The organism is Streptomyces sp. NPDC054956 (assembly GCF_053609185.1).
This window is the reverse complement of record NZ_JBSGXB010000145.1, coordinates 1-17790: the sequence shown is the minus strand read 5'-3', so window position 1 is coordinate 17790 and position 17790 is coordinate 1. Positions and strand designations below refer to the sequence as shown.

Sequence of the window (17790 nt, the reverse complement as noted above, 5' to 3'; positions counted from 1 at the left end):
GCCCCGGGGGTCCGGGCGCAGCCCGGGGAACGGTGGAAGGGCGGGTAGGGGACTTCGCCCCGCGCAGCGGTAGCGCACCCGCACCCGCCCACCCCCGGAGGCGGCCTCAGCGCCCCAGGTACTTCGGCGCTTCCTTCGCCAGGAAGGCCGCCACGGCGATGCCGTGGTCCTCGGAGGCCCCCGCACGGGTCTGGAGGACGTCCTCGTGCGACAGGGCCTCGGAGAGGGACCGCGAGGCCCCGTACGCCAGGGACTCCTTCAGCGCGGCGTACGCGACCGTCGGCCCCTGCGCCAGACGCCGGGCGACCGCCGCCGACTCCTCGGCGAGCCGGTCCGAGGGGACGACGCGGTTCGCGATGCCGAGGTCGAGGGCTTCCTGGGCCTTCACCGAGCGGGGGAAGAGCAGCAGGTCGCAGGCGCGCGATCCCCCGATCAGCCGGGGGAGCGTCCACGAGACGCCGGAGTCCGCCGTCAGGGCGACCCCCGCGAACGAGGTGTTGAAGGACGCCGTGTCCGCGACCACCCGGAAGTCCGCCGCCAGCGCGAAGCCGAATCCCGCGCCCGCCGCGACGCCGTTCACGCCCGCCACCACCGGCTTCGGCATCTCCGTCAGCGCGCGGACGATCGGGTTGTAGTGCTCCGAGACCGTGCTCATGGTGAGCGTGGAGCCGTTCTCGCGGTCGGCCGCCAGGAAACCGACGTGCTCCTTGAGGTCCTGGCCGACGCAGAACGCCCGGTTGCCGGCGGCGGTGAGCAGGACCGCCCGTACGGCCGGGTCGGCGGCGGCCGCCTGGACGGCGTCGCGCAGGGCGACCTTGGCCTCGACGTTCATGGCGTTCATGGCGTCGGGCCGGTTGATCGTGATGGTCGCGAGTCCGTCGCTCACTTCGTAGAGCACGCTGTCGGCCATGGCGGGGGTCCCCCTTCGTCGCGGGCTGGCTACCGGCCGGTACCGGCCGGTCCAAGGGTCAGCATGGCGGACCGGAGCTCGGTCTCACATGTGATGTGCGTCAAACAAACCGGACGGCTCGCGTGGGGTGCAGCGGCGAAGTATCGCAGGCGGGTCCCCGAAATGAGTGGTTTTGGTCAAGCGCGTTGCACAAGCGTTCCCGGCCGATGTTGGTCATCGGGTCCTGACATGCGGGATAATGGCCTGGAAGCAATGTGTTCGATGCCGGGTACTAGGCGCCTGAACGGGGCCGTCGGCTGACGATGAGCTGGTTTCAGGAAGGGGAACGAGCATGGCGGCCATGAAGCCGCGGACGGGCGACGGCCCGCTCGAGGTCACCAAGGAGGGGCGGGGCATCGTCATGCGCGTACCGCTCGAGGGCGGCGGTCGGCTCGTCGTCGAGCTGACTCCGGACGAGGCGGACGCCCTGGGTGACGCCCTGAAGAAGGTCGTCGGCTAGCCCTCGCGAGGGTACTGACGCCAACTGAATTCTCTGCACTGCCCCGGTCGCCCACGGCGTCCGGGGCAGTGTTGTTTCCGAGGTCGTCGTCTTGCGAGGTCCGCATCCGGCGCGGCGTGCCTCACGCGGCTTCGCGCCGGCGGGGTCGTGCTCGCGGAAGGGGTCCGCTCAGCGCCGGACCGCGCACAGCAGGCCGTCGCCCACCGGCAGCAGTGCGGCCTCCAGGGCCGGGCTCTCGCGGACGCTGCGCAGCAGCTCGCGGACGCGCAGCACCTCCAGCGGCTGGGCCGCGGAGTCGACCGTGCGGCCGTCGGAGAAGACCCCCTCGAAGCAGACCAGTCCGCCGGGGCGCAGCAGGCGCAACGATTCAGCGAGGTAGTCGAGGGACTCGGAAGGGTCTCCGTCGCAGAAGACGAGGTCGTATCCGCCGTCCGCCAGCCGGGGCAGCACGTCGAGGGCGCGGCCCGGGATGAAGCGGGCGCGGTTGCCGGCGAAGCCCGCGGCGCGGAAGGCCTGGCGGGCGAAGGCCTGCCGGTCGGCTTCGGGATCCACCGTGGTCAGCACCCCGTCCGGGCGCATTCCGTGCAGGAGGTGGATGCCGGAGACGCCGGTTCCGGTGCCGATCTCGGCGACCGCCTTGGCGTCCGCGGTGGCGGCGAGCAGGCGCAGCGCGGCCCCGGTGCCGGGGGAGACGGAGCGCAGTCCCGCTTCCCTGGACCGGTCGCGGGCCCATCGCAGAGCGTCGTCCTCGGCGACAAACGCGTCGGCGAACGCCCAGCTCGTCTGCCGGTTGCCGGTAATGACCCTCTCCTGTCCCCATAGTTGGCGCAACGGTGACTGTATCCGCTGGAGTCGGGAACCCGCAGATGGGACCGGGCGTTGAGAGCGGTAGAGGCACAAAGGAGGTCCGCGGGCCGGGACCCGGGCAAAGTTACTGCAAAAATGCTTATCCGGAGCTGACGGGAGGGGTGGCTATGGTAGGGAATCCGCTGGACACCACCAGAGCCGACAGGGGAGGTGCGGCTGCGCCTGTGGATCGTGGGGGTGTTCTCAGACGCCTCTTCTGGTCGGCGGGTGAGCCGAAATCCGTGACCTACATTGCTGACCGCTTCCGCACCGCAGACACCGCAACCACCGCGAGCTTTGCCGCCGATGCGGGCTCCCAGGCGTGGACCCCTCCCTCGTGGGAGGAGATCGTCAGCACGCACAGTGCCCGGGTCTACCGCCTGGCCTACCGCCTGACGGGCAACCAGCACGACGCCGAGGACCTGACGCAGGAAGTGTTCGTCCGCGTCTTCCGCTCGCTGTCCACCTACACGCCCGGCACCTTCGAGGGCTGGCTGCACCGGATCACCACGAACCTGTTCCTGGACATGGTCCGCCGCAAGCAGCGCATCCGCTTCGACGCGCTCGCCGACGACGCCGCCGAGCGGCTGCCGAGCCGGGAGCCGTCCCCGCAGCAGGCCCTGCACGACACCCACTTCGACGCGGACGTCCAGCAGGCGCTGGACACCCTCGCGCCCGAGTTCCGCGCGGCCGTCGTGCTGTGCGACATCGAGGGCCTGTCGTACGAGGAGATCGCCGCCACGCTCGGCGTGAAGCTCGGCACCGTGCGCAGCCGTATCCACCGTGGCCGTTCGCACCTGCGCAAGGCGCTCAAGCACCGGTCTCCCGAGGCCCGTGCGGAGCAGCGCGCGCTGGCGGGAGTGGCTGTGGGCGCCCCCGGCGCCGGGGGAGAGGGCGGAGCCGAGTGAGCGGGATCAGTCCGTCCCCGTCGCCTGCCGAACAAGCGTCCTCCGCTGAACAACACCTGGGCGACCGGCTCGCCGCCCTCGTGGACGGGGAGTTGAGCCACGACGCGCGCGAACGGGTGCTGGCGCACCTGGCGACGTGTCCCAAGTGCAAGGCCGAGGCCGACGCCCAGCGCCGTCTGAAGGCCATGTTCGTGGAGAGCGCGCCCCCGCCGCTGTCGGAGGGGCTGCTGGCACGGCTTCAGGGACTGCCGGGGGGCGGCCCCGAAGGTCCGTCGGGTCCCTTCGGCCCGCCGCCGGGTTCCGATCCGTTCTCCTCCTTCGCCTACGCGGCCCCCGCGGCGGCGGCCGAGCCGCAGTCCGGCTTCCGGATACACGAGGTGGGCCGGTCCCGGCGCCGCTTCGCGTTCGTGGCCGCCGGAGCGGTGTCGCTCGCGGCGATCGCGCTGGGCGGCTCGCTGCCGATCGACGCGATCGAGCCCAACGCCCGGGGCGAGGCCCCCGCCGCGCGTCCGGGCCCGGTGGTGCCGGTGTTCGACGCGGTGGTCCGGGAGAACCGGGTGCCGAACCCGGGCATCGTCCCGACGCTCCGCTCGACCCTGCCCGTGGCCTCCGCCCCGGCCTCGTCACCGTCGCCGTCGGCCCGGCCGGTGTCGCTGTCCCGCTGACGGCAGACCCCAGGACGACCGGCGGACCGGTCCGCCGACCGGGTCCGCCGACCGGTCCGCCCCCGCGGGGGCCTCGGGCCGCGGTGCGTGCCACCGCGGGAGGGCTTTGTGTGCGCCCCGCGGGTGGGGCGGCGGCGGGACCTGGTTGAATCGGCGGAACATGCCGCCCCGGTGGCCGGCGGAGCCAGGTACGCGGGGAGCGCCCATGTCCGACAGTCAGCAGACCGAACCGGCCCCGGCTCCGGTCCCGGTGCCCCGCTGGTGGAGCCGGCCCGAGGCGCCCACCGGGGCGCACGAGGCCCCCGTACCGTCCCCGCGGGCCGCGTCGGACGCCGGCTCGGAAGCCGGGCACAACCCCGGTCAGGACGTACGGCAGGACGCGGAGCAGGAAGCCGTCCGCGACGAGGCTCCCGCCCCCGCCCCGGTGCCCCGCTGGTGGAGCCGGCCCGACGGGCCCGTCGAACTGCGCGAGTCACCCGCCCCGGCCCCGAAGCCGGCTTCGGCGCAGGAACCCGGGACCGGGCCGAGGTACGACCCCTGGTCCGTGGGCCCGCTGCAGAACGTGGACCAGGGCAAGGCCGGGCGCCGCCGGATCCGGCTGCGCGGCGGCCGCGGCCTGGTCATCGGCATCGCGCTGGCGCTCCTCGCGGGCGGAATCGGCGGCTACGTCGGCGTCCTCGCCGAGCGGCAGGCCAATACGCGCCTGGAGCTCCCGCAGGCGGCCTCCGCCGCCGACGAGGGCCGGGCCCCCGAGAGCGTCGCCGGGATCGCCGCCACCGCACTGCCCGGCGTGGTCACCCTGCACGTCAAGGGCGCGCAGAGCAGTTCGACGGGCACCGGCTTCGTCCTCGACGGGCAGGGCCACATCCTCACCAACAACCACGTCGTCAACGGTGCCCAGCACATAACGGTCACCTTCAGCTCCGGCGAGAGCGTCGAGGCCGAGCTGGTCGGCGGCGACGCCGGTTACGACCTGGCCGTCGTCAAGGTCACCGGCGTACGGGGCCTGCACCCCCTCGCGCTCGGAAACTCCGAGAACGTCAAGGTCGGCGACCCGGTCGTGGCCATCGGCGCCCCCTTCGACCTCTCCAACACCGTCACCGCCGGCATCATCAGCGCGACCGGCCGCCCCATCACCGCCGGCGGGGACAAGGGCGACGGCAGCGACGTCAGCTACGTCGACGCCCTCCAGACCGACGCCCCCATCAACCCGGGCAACTCGGGAGGCCCGCTCCTCGACGCCAAGGCCCAGGTCATCGGGATCAACAGCGCCATCCGCGGCAGCGGGGACGGCGGCGACGGCGGCGGCGAGGGCTCGGGCCAGCAGCGGGGCAGCATCGGCCTCGGCTTCGCCATCCCCGTCAACCAGGGCAAGCGCGTCGCCGAGGAGCTGATCCGCACCGGCCGCGCCACCCACCCCGTCATCGGCGTCACCCTCGACATGGAGTACGACGGCGACGGGGCCCGCGTGGGCGACAAGGGCGAGGGCGGGAAGCCGGCCGTCACCGCCGGCGGGCCGGGCGCCCGCGCCGGCATCAAGCCGGGCGACGTGATCACCAAGGTCGACGGCGTACGCGTCCACGGCGGCGACGAGCTCGTCATCAAGATCCGGGCCCACCGTCCGGGCGATCCGCTGACCCTCACCGTGCTGCGCGACGGACGGGAGCGCACGCTGGAAGTGGTCCTCGGGTCGGCGAACGGATCATGACGGGAGGGTGAAACCAGGGCCGGTCCGGCAATCAGCCGGTCCTGGTGTATTGGCCTGCGGACCGGGCCGGGTACCGTGGGTCCGGCCCGACGTGAAGAGAGCCGAGGAGCGGCAAGGTGTTCAACGACATAGGCGCACTCGAGCTGGTCACGATCGTGGTGCTCGCCATTCTCATCTTCGGCCCGGACAAGCTGCCCAAGGTCATCCAGGACGTCACGGGCGTCATCCGGAAGATCCGCGCGTTCTCGGACAGCGCGAAGCAGGACATCCGCTCGGAACTCGGTCCGGAGTTCAAGGACTTCGAGTTCGAGGACCTGAATCCGAAGACCTTCATCCGCAAGCAGCTGACCGAGAACGAGGACCTCAAGGAGATCCGGAGCAGCTTCGACCTGCGCAAGGAGCTCAACGACGTCACCGACGCGGTGAACGGCAAGGAGCCCGAGCCGGCCCCCGCCGCGGGCTCCGCCGCGCCCGCTCCGGGCACCGGCCCCGACATGCTGAAGAAGCCCGCCGCCCCGGCGCAGGACCAGCGCGCGCCCTTCGACGCCGACGCGACCTGACGCCACCCGATACCACTCGCGCGCCTGCCTGCCCGGCGATCCGGGGTCGGATGGCTATCCTCCATGAGTCCGGACCAGGACGCCCGACCGAGGGGGTCCCCCCAGCGAAGCGAGGGGGAGGGCCGTTCCGGACTCCACGGAACGAGAGGCCGCTCAGATGGAGACGACGAGCAGTAGCCGGGTAGGCGCGCAGCCCGCCGAGGCATCAGCACCGCAGACCGACCCACAGGAGCATCCACAGCCCCAGCAGCCCCAGGAGTCGGCTGCCGCGCCGGTCCCGGCGGCCCGCCGGGCCGCGGAGGGCTACCTGCGGGCCGACTTCCCCTGGTACGGGCTGGACGGCGCCTTCACCGGCCCCCGCTGGCTCATGCAGGTCGGCACCGGCGCCGACGGCAGCGTGGAGCACGGCTCCACCGGCCACGGAGACGAACCCTCCGCCCGGGGCGAGATCGCCACCGGCGAGAAGGAGCGCTTCGCGGTGGTCGTCACGGTCGCCAGCAACCCCCTGCGCCGCAGCGGCGACGGCACCGGAGTCCTGGAGGCCACCTCGGTCTCCTCGGCGGCCTGGCTGGCCGGCTCCGGGCTGCTGGCCTACAGCTGGCCCGTGCAGATGGACCACACCCTGCGCGACGACTGGCTCGACCAGCAGACGGAGGCCGCCTGGGAGCTCGCCGACGATCTGGGCGGCGAGGACTGGTCGACGCTGTCGCTGCCGGTGGACGGGGAGCCGACGCCGTTTCACTACCGTGAGTCCGAGTTCGGGTGGGTGCTCGCCGGGTCCACGGGGAGCGGGGTCCATCTCGGGGCGTACGGGCGGGGCATGAGTGCGTACGGGATCGGGTTCTCGGTGATCGGGGACCTCGCGGCGTACGAGTAGTCGCGCGGCGGTACGGGAAAGGGCACCGCCGGTCGGCGGTGCCCTTCACGCTGCGCGGCCCGTGCGGGCAGTCTGTGGTGCCGGTGTGCCCACCCCCGTGCCGCCCTGCGGCACGATGGCCCACACCCAGGTCAGAGTGCCCACACCGTAGGTGTCAGAACTTGTTGCGCGGGGTGATGCCCAGGGACATGCCCGCCAGGCCGCGGGCGCGGCCGCCGAGCTTGCCCGCGATCGCGCGCAGTGCCGCGCCCGCCGGGGAGTCGGGGTCGGACAGGACGACCGGCTTGCCCTCGTCGCCGCCCTCGCGCAGGCGGACGTCGATCGGGATGGAGCCGAGCACCGGAACCGTCGCGCCGACCGTCTTGGTCAGGCCGTCGGCGACCTTCTGGCCACCGCCCGAGCCGAACACGTCGACCATCTCGTCGCAGTGCGGGCACGGCAGCCCGGACATGTTCTCGACGACGCCGACGATCTTCTGGTGCGTCTGCACGGCGATCGAGCCGGCCCGCTCGGCGACCTCGGCCGCCGCCTGCTGCGGGGTGGTCACCACGAGGATCTCGGCGTTGGGCACCAGCTGGGCCACGGAGATCGCGATGTCGCCCGTACCCGGCGGCAGGTCGAGCAGGAGCACGTCCAGGTCGCCCCAGAAGACGTCGGCCAGGAACTGCTGCAGGGCCCGGTGGAGCATGGGACCACGCCAGACGACCGGCGCGTTGCCCGGGGTGAACATGCCGATGGAGATGACCTTCACGCCGTGCGCCGACGGCGGCATGATCATGTTCTCGACCTGGGTGGGGCGGCCCTCCACGCCGAGCATGCGCGGCACGCTGTGGCCGTAGATGTCGGCGTCGACGACGCCGACCTTGAGGCCGTCGGCCGCCATCGCCGCCGCCAGGTTCACGGTGACGGAGGACTTGCCGACGCCGCCCTTGCCGGAGGCGACCGCGTAGACGCGGGTCAGCGAGCCGGGCTGGGCGAAGGGGACCTCGCGCTCGGCGGTGCCGCCGCGCAGGGTCGTCGCGAGCTCCTTGCGCTGCTCGTCGCTCATCACGTCGAGCGTGACGGCGACCGAGGTGACGCCGGGGACCCGCTGGACCGCCTCGGTGACCAGGTTGGTGATGGTCTCGCGCATGGGACAGCCCGACACGGTCAGGTACACCGTGACGGCGACCGCGCCGTCAGCGCCGATGTCCACCGATTTGACCATGCCCAGCTCGGTGATCGGCCGGTGGATCTCGGGGTCGTTCACCGTCGCCAGCGCGTCCAGGATCGCGTCCTGCTCGGGCACGGCGGCGGAGCTTGTGTCGGTAGCCATGCCCCGATGGTACGGCTCGGCAGCGGGCCTCGGGAAAGGCCGTCAGCGGTCGCCTTCGTCACTCTCGGCGGGGAATAGCCGCCGCTCGTCCATCTCCTTGATCAGGTCCTGGAACTCGGAGCGGATCCAGTCGCGCGTGGCGACCTCGCCCAGACCCATGCGCAGGGCGGCGATCTCGCGCGTCAGGTACTCGGTGTCGGCCAGGGAGCGCTCGTTCTGCTTGCGGTCCTGCTCCAGGTTGACCCGGTCCCGGTCGTCCTGCCGGTTCTGCGCGAGCAGGATCAGCGGGGCCGCGTAGGAGGCCTGGAGGGACAGCATCAGCGTCAGGAAGATGAAGGGGTACTGGTCGAACCGCAGGTGCTCCGGCGCGAAGATGTTCCACAGCACCCAGACGATGATGACGACGGTCATCCAGACGATGAACCGGCCCGTGCCGAGGAACCGCGCGACGCGCTCCGAGAGCCGCCCGAAGGCCTCCGGGTCGTACTCGGGCAGCAGCCGCCGGCGCGCCGGGCGCGGCAGGTCCAGCCGCGCGCGCGAACGCGTCAGCGCGCTCGCCCCGGTCGACTGGCCGGCCTTCGCCCGCTCGCCGCGTTCGAAGGAGGAACGTTCCGCCCGCTCCGCGGCCGCCTCCGACAGCCCGTACTCGCGGGCCTGCGACCGCGCCTGCTCGCGCCGTTCCCGGATCTGCTCGCGCCGCCGCTCGCGGCGCCCCTCCCGGTCCAGCGGCTCGCCGCGCCCCCGTTCAGTGCCCACGAACGGCCCCTTCCACGCGCTCGGAATCCTCGGGACCCTCGGGGCCCTCGGAGTGGAAGTCGGTCTCCCGCCAGTCGTCCGGCAGCAGGTGGTCCAGTACGTCGTCGACCGTCACCGCGCCCAGCAGCGAGCCGCTCTCGTCGACGACGGGCACCGCGACCATGTTGTACGCGGCCAGGTAGCTGGTCACCACCGGCAGCGAGGCGTCCGGGCGCAGCGGCGCCAGCCCGGTGTCCACGATCGAGCTCACCAGCGTGAACGGCGGGTCCCGCAGCAGCCGCTGGAAGTGCACCGTGCCCAGGTACTTGCCCGTCGGCGTCTCGTCCGGCGGCCGGCACACGTACACCTGCGCCGCCAGCGCCGGCGACAGGTCCGCCTGCCGTACGCGGGCCAGCGCGTCGGCGACCGTCGCGTCGGGCCGCAGCACGATCGGCTCGGTCGTCATCAGACCGCCCGCGGTGTTCTCCTCGTACGACAGCAGGCGCCGCACGTCGGCCGCGTCGTCCGGCTGCATCAGCGTCAGCAGCCGCTCCTTGTCATCCTCGGGCAGCTCGGACAGCAGGTCGGCCGCGTCGTCCGGGTCCATCGCCTCCAGGACGTCGGCCGCGCGCTCCTCCTTCAGCTTCCCGAGGATCTCCACCTGCTCGTCCTCGGGCAGCTCCTCCATGACGTCCGCGAGCCGGTCGTCGTCGAGGGCGCTGGCCACCTCGGCGCGCCGCTTGGGCGTCAGGTGGTGGAGCACGTTCGCCACGTCGGCCGGGCGCATCTGCTCGAAGGTGGCGACCAGGTTCTCGGCGCCCTGCCCGTGCTCCTCCAGGGAGAAGCCCGTGACCGCCGACCACTCCACGGTCAGGGTCTCGCCGCGGCGGCGCAGCGCGCCCGCCTTGCCCTTGCGCACGAAGATCCGGTCGATCTCCCAGTCCCGGCGGGCCGGCAGCTGCTGGATGGCCACGTCGAGGACGGTGACCTCCTCGTCGTCGGCGACCAGGCGCACCCGCCGGTCCAGCAGTTCGCCGAGGATCAGCCGCTCGGTGGGGCGCTGTTCGAAGCGCCGCATGTTGACGACGCCGGTGGTGATGACCTGGCCGGACTCGACGCCCGTCACCCGGGTCATGGGCAGGAAGATCCGGCGCCGGCTGACCACCTCGACCACCAGGCCGAGCAGCCGCGGCGGCCGGCCGCCGACGCGGAGCATCGCGACGAGGTCGCGCACGCGGCCCACCTGGTCGCCGTTGGGGTCGAAGACGGGCACACCCGACAGATGCGAGACGAAGATCCGTGGGGCGCCTGCCGCCATCCGAGCGCCTCCTACGAGCGTGCGTCATCCGTCGATCACCGGTACTGCCGTCCCTCAGGTTAGCCCGTGCCGCGCACAACCTCCTGGTGGGGCCGTCCGCACGGGCGTCCCCACCGCACCCGCACGCGCGTCCCCACGCGGTCCCCGCGGGCAGCGCGCGGGGGCCGCCGTACGGCCGGGTACGCTGCCAGCTGCTCGCAGACGAACGACGAGAGGCACCTGCCCGTGACCGCCTATTCCCCCGCCGTACGGTTGCGCCGGGCCGCCGTCGTGGGCGCCCTGTGCGCGGGCCTGGCCGTCGCCGCCGCGGGGTGCGGGTCGGACCCCGACGAGGGCACGAACGGCGTCGGCAAACTGCCCGCGGACCAGATCGAGAGCAAGGCGCAGGAGGCCGTCACGGGGGCGAAGTCGGTCCACCTGTCCGGCACCCTCGTCAGCGGCGGCAAGTCCTTCACCCTGGACATGCGCCTCGGGGCCGAAGGCGGCTCGGGCGAGGTCAAGGCGCCCGACGACACCACCTTCCAGCTGCTGCGGGTGGGCGACCAGCTCTACCTGAAGGCGGGCGCCGCCTTCTGGGGCCAGTCCGAGGCGGCCGGCAAGCTCGGCGACAAGTTCGTCAAGGTGCCCGAGGGCGACCCCTCGTACAAGCAGTTCCGCGGCTTCACCGACATGCACGTCCTGCTGGACGGGCTGCTCGGGCTCGACGGGACGCTCGCCAAGGGCGACTACACCAAGGTCGGGCACACCCGGGCCGTCCAGGTCACGGCGGACGAGGGCAAGGGCGGCAAGCTCTCGGTCTCCCTGGAGGGCACGCCCTACCCGCTGCTCATGGAACGCGCGGGCGGCGCCGGCCGGGTGGTCCTCGCCGAATGGGGCAAGCCGGTCCAGCTGACCGCGCCCCCGCAGGACCAGACGGTGGATTACGGCTCCCAGTTGCCGACGACCAAGGAGCAGGGGGCGGAGCCGCCCAAGCCGACGCCCAAGGGCTCCGGCCAGGGCACGGCACCGAAGGGCTGACCCCCGCTCCGGCGCGGCCCGGCCCCGCCGCGAAGCCCTCGGCGGCTACCGTGCGCGGCCCCGGCGACGCTTTCTAGCGGGCCGCCTTCTTCCGCTTCAGCAGCAGCTTCGGCAGCGCGGCCGGCTGCGGCCGGCGGGTCGTCGCGGGCGAGCCGAGCGGAGCGGCGGCCAGCGAGCCCTCGGGCAGTTCGCCCCGCACGGACTGCGGCTCCAGGCGCAGCAGCCGGCACTCCCGCGCCCACCGCTCCGTCATGCGCTCCGAGTCGGGCGCGTTGAGCCGCTTGCCCTTGAGCTCGGCCACCGCGGCCTGCCACGGCTCGCTCCCGGGCACGAGCTCCCGTACGGTCGCCGTCCACGCGACGAGCCGGCCGCCCTTGTCCTTGCTGCGCACGGTCACCTCGGCGGCCGCCCCGTCCGCGAGCCCCGGGAACGGCTGTTCCCCGGGCCCGTCGCCGAGCACGTGCGCCGCGCCGTCCACCCAGGCGTGCCACAGGCCCCGGTCGGCCCCGGTGCCGCGGACCCAGATGAGGCCGGACTTCTTGGTGGCCTCCTCGACGAGGGCCAGATCGAGCGCGCTGAGAGTCATGCGCACAGGGTAGCCAGCGCCGCGCGCGCCCCTACAGCCAGCCGTGGCGGCGCAGGGCCCGGTGGATGGTGAAGCAGGTCCCGGCGATGGCGGCCATCACCATCGGATAGCCGTAGCGCCACTGGAGCTCCGGCATGTGCTCGAAGTTCATCCCGTACACGCCGCAGATCATCGTCGGCACGGCGATGATGGCCGCCCAGGAGGTGATCTTGCGCATGTCCTCGTTCTGGGCGACGGTCGCCTGCGCCAGATTGGCCTGGAGGATCGAGTTCAGCAGCTCGTCGAAGCCGACGACCTGCTCGTGGACGCGCGCCAGGTGGTCGGCGACGTCGCGGAAGTACTTCTGGATGTCCGGGTCCACCAGCCGCATCGGCCGCTCGCTGAGCAGCTCCATGGGCCGCAGCAGCGGGGAGACGGCCCGCTTGAACTCCAGTACCTCGCGCTTGAGCTGGTAGATCCGGCCCGCGTCGCCGCCGCGCGCGGCGCCCTTCGCGGGGGCGGCGAAGACGTCGCTCTCGACCTCGTCGATATCGTCCTGGACGGCCGAGGCGACCGCGATGTACCCGTCGACCACGTGGTCGGCGAGGGCGTGCAGCACGGCGGACGGCCCTTTGGCCAGGAGCGCCGGGTCGTCCTGGAGGCGGTGGCGCAGCCCCCTGAGGGAGCCCTGGCCGCCGTGCCGGACGGTGATGACGAAGTCGGGGCCGGTGAAGCACATCACCTCGCCGGTCTCCACCACCTCGCTGGTGGCGGTGAGTTCGGCGTGCTCGACGTAGTGGATCGTCTTGAAGACGGTGAAGAGGGTGTCGTCGTAGCGCTCCAGCTTCGGCCGCTGGTGCGCGTGCACCGCGTCCTCCACGGCGAGCGGGTGCAGCCCGAACACGGCGGCGATCCCCGCGAACTCGCCCTCGGTCGGCTCGTGCAGGCCGATCCAGGCGAAACCGCCGTCCTCGCGGACCTGACGCATCGCCTCACGGGGCGTCAGGCAGTCGCCGCCCAGGGCGCGCCGGCCGTCGCGGTAGACCGCGCAGTCGACCACCGCGCTGTTCGCGGACGGGTCGCGGGTGGTGTCGTAGCCGGGCTGGACGGGGGTGGACCTGCGCAGCGCCGGACGGACGGCGGCACGGAGGTAGGGCAGCATCGACATGGCAGGCTCCTTCGCGCGCACGGCTGCGGACCGTACGGGTGGGAGGTCCTTCCGGAGGCACGTTCGCCGTCGGCGGGCAGGCCGGGGCGGGCGGAAGGAAAACAGGACGGGAGGACAAAGTTCTGCCGTCGCTCTTCGACTGATCCGACGCGTGGATCCAAGGACGTGCGGATCAAAGAGGGCGCGTGAGGCCCGTCAGGGAAGTGGAAGAGCGATTGGTACTGCACGATCGACTTCGATCCACCGCAGCCCCACCTCCTCCGGCCGGTCCCCCGTGGGGGACGTCCTGTCGCCGGGGCACTGAAACTTCTCTTCTGAGAGCGTCCCCGACCAGCGGTCAACGATATCAGCCGACGGATGGTCAAGACCCGCCCTTTACCCGGCTGATACGAGTTCTATGCTCGTTCCATGGCAGAAATTCTGGCCCTTGTGGAAGCCCGGCTGCGTGGTGCGCTCGGCGAACCCGACGCCCGCGCCGCCGTCACCTTCCTGGGCACCGACCGCATCGAGGTACTGCGCTTCACCGAGGGCGACCTCGTGCGGTACGCGACCCTCGGCATGTCCGCCCACCCGATGACCGACCCGACGGCGGTGGTCGCCGATCCGGTGCGGGGCCCGCGCGCGGAGCTCGTACTGACCGTGCGGGGCGGTCTCGCGCCCACCGACAAGCTGCTGCGGCCGCTGGCGGTGCTGGCGGCGGCACCGCAGGTGGAGGGTCTCATCGTGGCCCCCGGCGCCTCGCTGGACGTGGGGGAACCCCTCTGGGACGGGGCACCGTTCACCTCCGTGCTGGTGGCGGAGCCGGGCGGACTGGTGGAGGACGTGGAGCTGGCGGACCCCATGGACCCCGTCTCCTTCTTCCCCCTGCTGCCGATGACGGCGAACGAGGCGGCGTGGAAGCGGGTGCACGGCGCGGCCGCCCTGCAGGAACGCTGGCTCGCGCGCGGCACCGATCTGCGGGACCCTCTGCGTACGGCAGTCGCACTGGACTGATCGTCCGGCCGCCGGGCCGCCCGGACGGGTGATCGCGTCTTGACGGGGCGCGCGGCGGGGAGGAGCGTGGCTTCTTATGAGGGGCGAACCGAGTTGCCCGAAGTGCGGTGGCCGGGTCAGGGCGCCCGGCCTCTTCGCCGACTCCTGGCAGTGCGCGGTGCACGGCACGGTGCATCCCCTGCAACCCGTGATCCCGCCGAGCGTCGAAGGCCTCAACGTGGTGGTGAACCGGGCGCAGGTGCCGGTCTGGATGCCGTGGCCGCTGCCCGTGGGATGGCTGTTCACCGGGGTGGCGACCGCCGGTGACGACCGCAGCGGCGGCCGGGCCACCGCCGTGGCCTGCTCGGGCCCCGGACCGCTGGGCGGCATCGGCGAGCTCCTGCTGATCGCCGAGGAGCTCGGCGTCGGCCTGGGAGCGCGGTTCGCGGGCATCGACGCCCCCGATCCGGGCCCCTTCATGAACGTCTCCGCCCCGCCGCACGCCAAGGTGGTCGCCGCGGGCCGTCCGACGCCGCTGTGGCACGTCACGGGCGTCCCCGACGACCGGGCCGTCTTCGCCGGCGAGGCCCGGGGCCTGTGGCTGTGGGCCATCGTCTGGCCGGAGCAGTCGGGCCTCCTGATGTACGACGAGCTCGTCCTGACGGACCTGCGCGACGCGGGATCCGAGGTCGAACTCCTGCCCTGCGGAGCCCTCAGCCCGCGCATTTTGTCCTCCTGACACGGGTATCCTTGAGCGTCCCCCGTCATACCCACCGTCTGGAGCTCGGCTGTGCGCATCGATCTGCACGCGCACTCCACGGCCTCGGACGGTACGGACACTCCCGCCGAGCTGGTGCGCAATGCCGCCGCCGCGGGGCTCGACGTGGTCGCCCTGACGGACCACGACACCGTCGCCGGGTACCGCGAGGCGACCGAGGCGCTTCCCGCGGGGCTGACCCTCGTCACCGGCGCCGAGCTGAGCTGCCGCCTCGACGGCATCGGGCTGCACATGCTCGCCTACCTCTTCGACCCCGAGGAGCCGGAGCTGTCCCGCGAGCGCGAGCTCGTGCGCGACGACCGCACCCCCCGCGCGCAGGCCATGGTCGGCAAGCTGCGGGACCTCGGAGTGGACATCACCTGGGAGCAGGTGGACCGGATCGCCGGCGAGGGTTCCGTCGGACGGCCGCACATCGCCGCCGCGCTCGTCGAGCTCGGCGTCGTCCCGACCGTCTCCGACGCCTTCACCCCGGACTGGCTCGCCGACGGCGGCCGCGCGTACGCCGAGAAGCACGAGCTCGACCCCTTCGACGCGATCCGCCTGGTCAAGGCGGCCGGCGGGGTCACCGTCTTCGCGCACCCGGCAGCCGTCAAGCGCGGCCAGTGCGTACCCGAGGACGCGATAGCCGCGCTCGCGGCAGCCGGACTCGACGGCATCGAGGTCGACCACATGGACCACGACGAGGCCACCCGTGCGCGCCTGCGCGGCCTCGCCGCCGACCTCGGCCTGCTGACCACCGGGTCCAGCGACTACCACGGCAGCCGCAAGACCTGCCGCCTCGGGGAGTACACGACCGACCCCGAGATCTACGGCGAGATCACGCGCCGTGCCACCGGGGCGTTCCCGGTTCCCGGCGCCGGTGGACGCGCGCGCGGCTGACCGCTGCCGCGCCGCTCCGCCCCTACGCCCTTTTTCGTAACACCCCTCTCCTGCAAGGCATCACTGTGCTCGATTTCGCCGTCTTCGGATCCCTCTTTCTCACGCTTTTTGTGATTATGGACCCTCCGGGGATCACGCCCATCTTCCTGGCCCTGACCTCCGGCCGCCCCGCCAAGGTGCAGCGCCGCATGGCCTGGCAGGCCGTCTGCGTCGCCTTCGGAGTCATCGCGGTCTTCGGCCTCTGCGGCCAGCAGATCCTGAACTACCTGCACGTCTCCGTGCCGGCCCTGATGATCGCGGGCGGTCTGCTGCTCCTGCTCATCGCGCTCGACCTGCTCACGGGCAAGACCGACGAACCGAAGCAGACCAAGGACGTGAACGTCGCGCTCGTCCCGCTCGGCATGCCGCTGCTCGCCGGGCCCGGTGCGATCGTGTCGGTGATCCTGGCCGTGCAGAAGGCCGAAGGGTTCAGCGGTCAGCTCTCCGTCTGGTCCGCGATCGTCGCGATGCACGTCGTGCTGTGGATCGTCATGCGGTACTCGCTCGTCATCATCCGCGTGATCAAGGACGGCGGCGTCGTCCTCGTGACGCGGCTGGCGGGCATGATGCTCTCCGCGATCGCCGTCCAGCAGATCATCAACGGCGTGCTCCAGGTGATCCGCACCTCGTAGTAGGGCGCCCCGCCCCGCCGCGCATGCGAACGCCCCCGCACCGGGACCGGTGCGGGGGCGTTCGTGTGTCGGGTGGCGGGCTGCGTTCGTCAGTTGGACGCGGTCTCGGCCGGTCGGATCAGGATGCGCTGGCCGATGGCCGCGGCCTGCTGCACGATCCGGTTGACGGAGGCCGCGTCCACGACGGTGCTGTCCACGGCGGTTCCGTCGACGTCGTCCAGGCGCAGAATCTCGAAGCGCATGGGGCTTCTCCCTTCGTCAGTGTTTCTCCTTGTACAGGGTTAACGAAGTGTAAGCCGCAAACATTCCCTACGCTAAGGAAATTTTTTCCTTGCCTAACTACTAACGGGTACCGGACTCGTCAGAGGAGGCCCAGAACCCCACCAGCGCCGCCGCCGTGGCCGCCGGATCCTCGGCGTTCGGCGAGTGCTCCGTCCCCGGGACCACCACCCGCCGCGCACCCAGCCGCCTTGCCATGTCGTCCATCCACTCCACCGGCCACACCGGGTCCGAGGCCCCCGACAGCACCAGCTTCGCCAGCCCGGGCGCCGCCGCCGCGAGCTCGTCGATCCGGTCCGGCTCGCCGATCAGCGCCCGGCCGGTCGCGATCAGCTGCTCCGGGACCGTCCCCACCCACCGGTCGCGCAGGAACGCGGCGAGCTCGGGGGAGTCGGGGGCCTGGTCGCGCGGGTCCATGGCACGCATCGCCGCCCAGATGCCGGGCATGTCGTCGCCCATCGACTCCAGCGCCGAGACCAGCAGCTTCGTACGGGCCCGCTGCTCCTCGCAGACCGCGCCCGGGCCGCTGCTCAGCAGCGTGAGGCTGGCGAACGGGGCGGGATCGCGGACCACGGCCGCCCGGGTGATCAGCCCGCCCAGCGAGTGCCCGAGCAGGTGCACCGGGCCGGCCGCCTCCAGGGCGGCCGTCTGCGCGAGGACGTCGCGCGCGAGCTCCTCCAGGGCGTACGGGGCTTCGGCGCGCGGGCCGTCGCTCTCGTGCTGGCCGCGCCCGTCCACGGCGAGGACCCGGTATCCGGCGGCGGCCAGCGGCCCGAGGAGGCCGATGAAGTCCTCCTTGCTGCCGGTGTAGCCGGGGACCAGCAGGGCCGTGCCGCGGGCCGGCCCGCCCGGTACGGCCTCGTGCACGGCGAACTCGCCGCGGGCGGTGGTCAGGCGGTGGGCCCGTGCGGAGGGCGGCAGGGTCAGGGTCGGCGGCTTGCTCATGGCCCGAGGTTACCGGCCCGTAGGACCGCACGGGCAGCCGCGTACGGAGCCCCGCGCCGGGTCCGGGTACGCCGATGGCCCCGACCCCCGGAAAGGGGGGTGCCGGCCACCGCGTGGGTGCAAACCCTGCGCGGGCACCACCCCCGCGGCGGCCAGGGCGGGCCGGCGGGGCGTA

20 protein-coding genes are annotated in these 17790 nt (G+C 72.6%); 11 read left to right on the top strand and 9 right to left on the bottom strand.

What is annotated here, in order from left to right; all coding sequences use genetic code 11:
* Positions 1-106: 106 nt before the first annotated feature.
* The gene (gene chcB / locus ACWGDE_RS22250) at positions 107-910 is read right to left on the bottom strand and encodes a 2-cyclohexenylcarbonyl CoA isomerase (protein ID WP_453390740.1); all 804 of its coding nucleotides are present in this window, start codon (positions 908-910) and stop codon (positions 107-109) included.
* A 331-nt stretch (positions 911-1241) separates the two neighbouring features.
* Here chcB and ACWGDE_RS22245 point away from each other — a divergent pair, with 331 nt between their 5' ends.
* Entirely contained in the window at positions 1242-1409 is a 168-nt protein-coding gene (locus tag ACWGDE_RS22245) for a DUF3117 domain-containing protein (RefSeq protein ID WP_003966491.1), read from the top strand.
* A gap of 168 nt (positions 1410-1577) precedes the next feature.
* On the opposite strand, the gene ACWGDE_RS22240 is transcribed toward ACWGDE_RS22245, so the two are convergent.
* Positions 1578-2240: an O-methyltransferase gene (locus ACWGDE_RS22240; RefSeq protein ID WP_453390739.1), complete on the bottom strand. Its 663-nt coding sequence runs from the start codon at positions 2238-2240 to the stop codon at positions 1578-1580.
* A gap of 143 nt (positions 2241-2383) precedes the next feature.
* On the opposite strand from ACWGDE_RS22240, the gene sigE reads away from it, so the two are divergent.
* From sigE to ACWGDE_RS22215, 5 genes are all read left to right on the top strand, one after another.
* Positions 2384-3163, top strand: coding sequence for an RNA polymerase sigma factor SigE (gene sigE / locus ACWGDE_RS22235; protein WP_214949183.1), 780 nt, complete (start codon positions 2384-2386; stop codon positions 3161-3163).
* Positions 3160-3828 carry an anti-sigma factor family protein gene (locus ACWGDE_RS22230; RefSeq protein ID WP_453390738.1) on the top strand — a complete coding sequence of 223 codons (669 nt, stop codon included), beginning with the start codon at positions 3160-3162 and terminating at the stop codon, positions 3826-3828. Before sigE ends, ACWGDE_RS22230 begins: the two co-directional genes overlap by 4 nt.
* A 205-nt stretch (positions 3829-4033) precedes the next feature.
* On the top strand, positions 4034-5536 hold the full coding sequence (locus tag ACWGDE_RS22225) for a S1C family serine protease (RefSeq protein WP_453390737.1): 1503 nt from the start codon (positions 4034-4036) through the stop codon (positions 5534-5536).
* Positions 5537-5652: 116 nt separating this feature from the next.
* Positions 5653-6096 (top strand): sec-independent translocase, encoded by a 444-nt coding sequence (locus ACWGDE_RS22220; protein ID WP_453390736.1) that lies wholly within the window; start codon positions 5653-5655, stop codon positions 6094-6096.
* A gap of 157 nt (positions 6097-6253) precedes the next feature.
* The gene (locus ACWGDE_RS22215; RefSeq protein ID WP_453390735.1) at positions 6254-6973 is read left to right on the top strand and encodes a hypothetical protein; all 720 of its coding nucleotides are present in this window, start codon (positions 6254-6256) and stop codon (positions 6971-6973) included.
* Between the two features lie 154 nt (positions 6974-7127).
* Here ACWGDE_RS22215 and ACWGDE_RS22210 read toward each other — a convergent pair whose 3' ends face one another.
* The 3 genes from ACWGDE_RS22210 to ACWGDE_RS22200 all read right to left on the bottom strand — a co-directional run bounded on the left by ACWGDE_RS22210 (position 7128) and on the right by ACWGDE_RS22200 (position 10341).
* Positions 7128-8288: an Mrp/NBP35 family ATP-binding protein gene (locus ACWGDE_RS22210; protein ID WP_453390734.1), complete on the bottom strand. Its 1161-nt coding sequence runs from the start codon at positions 8286-8288 to the stop codon at positions 7128-7130.
* 42 nt (positions 8289-8330) lie between these two features.
* Positions 8331-8837: a DUF1003 domain-containing protein gene (locus ACWGDE_RS22205; protein WP_453390741.1), complete on the bottom strand. Its 507-nt coding sequence runs from the start codon at positions 8835-8837 to the stop codon at positions 8331-8333.
* 196 nt (positions 8838-9033) lie between these two features.
* Positions 9034-10341 carry a magnesium transporter MgtE N-terminal domain-containing protein gene (locus ACWGDE_RS22200; RefSeq protein ID WP_453390733.1) on the bottom strand — a complete coding sequence of 436 codons (1308 nt, stop codon included), beginning with the start codon at positions 10339-10341 and terminating at the stop codon, positions 9034-9036.
* A gap of 225 nt (positions 10342-10566) precedes the next feature.
* Here ACWGDE_RS22200 and ACWGDE_RS22195 point away from each other — a divergent pair, with 225 nt between their 5' ends.
* Positions 10567-11358 carry a hypothetical protein gene (locus ACWGDE_RS22195; protein WP_453390732.1) on the top strand — a complete coding sequence of 264 codons (792 nt, stop codon included), beginning with the start codon at positions 10567-10569 and terminating at the stop codon, positions 11356-11358.
* Positions 11359-11431: 73 nt separating this feature from the next.
* Here the strand turns inward: ACWGDE_RS22195 and ACWGDE_RS22190 are convergent, their stop codons facing one another.
* Positions 11432-11944: a hypothetical protein gene (locus tag ACWGDE_RS22190; RefSeq protein WP_453390731.1), complete on the bottom strand. Its 513-nt coding sequence runs from the start codon at positions 11942-11944 to the stop codon at positions 11432-11434.
* Between the two features lie 31 nt (positions 11945-11975).
* Complete coding sequence (locus tag ACWGDE_RS22185; protein ID WP_453390730.1) at positions 11976-13091, bottom strand: magnesium and cobalt transport protein CorA; 1116 nt, start codon at positions 13089-13091, stop codon at positions 11976-11978.
* A gap of 408 nt (positions 13092-13499) precedes the next feature.
* On the opposite strand from ACWGDE_RS22185, the gene ACWGDE_RS22180 reads away from it, so the two are divergent.
* From ACWGDE_RS22180 to ACWGDE_RS22165, 4 genes are all read left to right on the top strand, one after another.
* A complete protein-coding gene (locus ACWGDE_RS22180; protein ID WP_214949201.1) occupies positions 13500-14084 on the top strand; it encodes a suppressor of fused domain protein in 585 nt (194 codons plus the stop codon).
* A gap of 76 nt (positions 14085-14160) precedes the next feature.
* Positions 14161-14802 carry a DUF6758 family protein gene (locus tag ACWGDE_RS22175; protein ID WP_453390729.1) on the top strand — a complete coding sequence of 214 codons (642 nt, stop codon included), beginning with the start codon at positions 14161-14163 and terminating at the stop codon, positions 14800-14802.
* A 51-nt stretch (positions 14803-14853) separates the two neighbouring features.
* Positions 14854-15720, top strand: a complete 867-nt coding sequence (locus tag ACWGDE_RS22170) for a PHP domain-containing protein (protein ID WP_453390728.1) — start codon at positions 14854-14856, stop codon at positions 15718-15720.
* Between the two features lie 65 nt (positions 15721-15785).
* A complete protein-coding gene (locus ACWGDE_RS22165) occupies positions 15786-16391 on the top strand; it encodes a MarC family protein (RefSeq protein WP_453390727.1) in 606 nt (201 codons plus the stop codon).
* A gap of 89 nt (positions 16392-16480) precedes the next feature.
* Here the strand turns inward: ACWGDE_RS22165 and ACWGDE_RS22160 are convergent, their stop codons facing one another.
* Both ACWGDE_RS22160 and ACWGDE_RS22155 read right to left on the bottom strand, forming a co-directional pair.
* Positions 16481-16633 (bottom strand): hypothetical protein, encoded by a 153-nt coding sequence (locus ACWGDE_RS22160; RefSeq protein WP_214949206.1) that lies wholly within the window; start codon positions 16631-16633, stop codon positions 16481-16483.
* Positions 16634-16733: 100 nt separating this feature from the next.
* Positions 16734-17615: an alpha/beta fold hydrolase gene (locus tag ACWGDE_RS22155; RefSeq protein WP_453390726.1), complete on the bottom strand. Its 882-nt coding sequence runs from the start codon at positions 17613-17615 to the stop codon at positions 16734-16736.
* Positions 17616-17790 lie beyond the last annotated feature (175 nt).

What these genes read in the sequence shown, in the direction of transcription:
- ACWGDE_RS22210 (WP_453390734.1), bottom strand. Translation starts at nt 8,288, where the DNA reads ATGGCTACCGACACAAGCTCCGCCGCCGTGCCCGAGCAGGACGCGATC.
- ACWGDE_RS22155 (WP_453390726.1), bottom strand. Translation starts at nt 17,615, where the DNA reads ATGAGCAAGCCGCCGACCCTGACCCTGCCGCCCTCCGCACGGGCCCAC.
- ACWGDE_RS22175 (WP_453390729.1), top strand. Translation starts at nt 14,161, where the DNA reads ATGAGGGGCGAACCGAGTTGCCCGAAGTGCGGTGGCCGGGTCAGGGCG.
- chcB (WP_453390740.1), bottom strand. Translation starts at nt 910, where the DNA reads ATGGCCGACAGCGTGCTCTACGAAGTGAGCGACGGACTCGCGACCATC.
- ACWGDE_RS22245 (WP_003966491.1), top strand. Translation starts at nt 1,242, where the DNA reads ATGGCGGCCATGAAGCCGCGGACGGGCGACGGCCCGCTCGAGGTCACC.
- ACWGDE_RS22160 (WP_214949206.1), bottom strand. Translation starts at nt 16,633, where the DNA reads ATGCGCTTCGAGATTCTGCGCCTGGACGACGTCGACGGAACCGCCGTG.
- ACWGDE_RS22225 (WP_453390737.1), top strand. Translation starts at nt 4,034, where the DNA reads ATGTCCGACAGTCAGCAGACCGAACCGGCCCCGGCTCCGGTCCCGGTG.
- sigE (WP_214949183.1), top strand. Translation starts at nt 2,384, where the DNA reads ATGGTAGGGAATCCGCTGGACACCACCAGAGCCGACAGGGGAGGTGCG.
- ACWGDE_RS22190 (WP_453390731.1), bottom strand. Translation starts at nt 11,944, where the DNA reads ATGACTCTCAGCGCGCTCGATCTGGCCCTCGTCGAGGAGGCCACCAAG.
- ACWGDE_RS22185 (WP_453390730.1), bottom strand. Translation starts at nt 13,091, where the DNA reads ATGTCGATGCTGCCCTACCTCCGTGCCGCCGTCCGTCCGGCGCTGCGC.
- ACWGDE_RS22200 (WP_453390733.1), bottom strand. Translation starts at nt 10,341, where the DNA reads ATGGCGGCAGGCGCCCCACGGATCTTCGTCTCGCATCTGTCGGGTGTG.
- ACWGDE_RS22180 (WP_214949201.1), top strand. Translation starts at nt 13,500, where the DNA reads ATGGCAGAAATTCTGGCCCTTGTGGAAGCCCGGCTGCGTGGTGCGCTC.
- ACWGDE_RS22215 (WP_453390735.1), top strand. Translation starts at nt 6,254, where the DNA reads ATGGAGACGACGAGCAGTAGCCGGGTAGGCGCGCAGCCCGCCGAGGCA.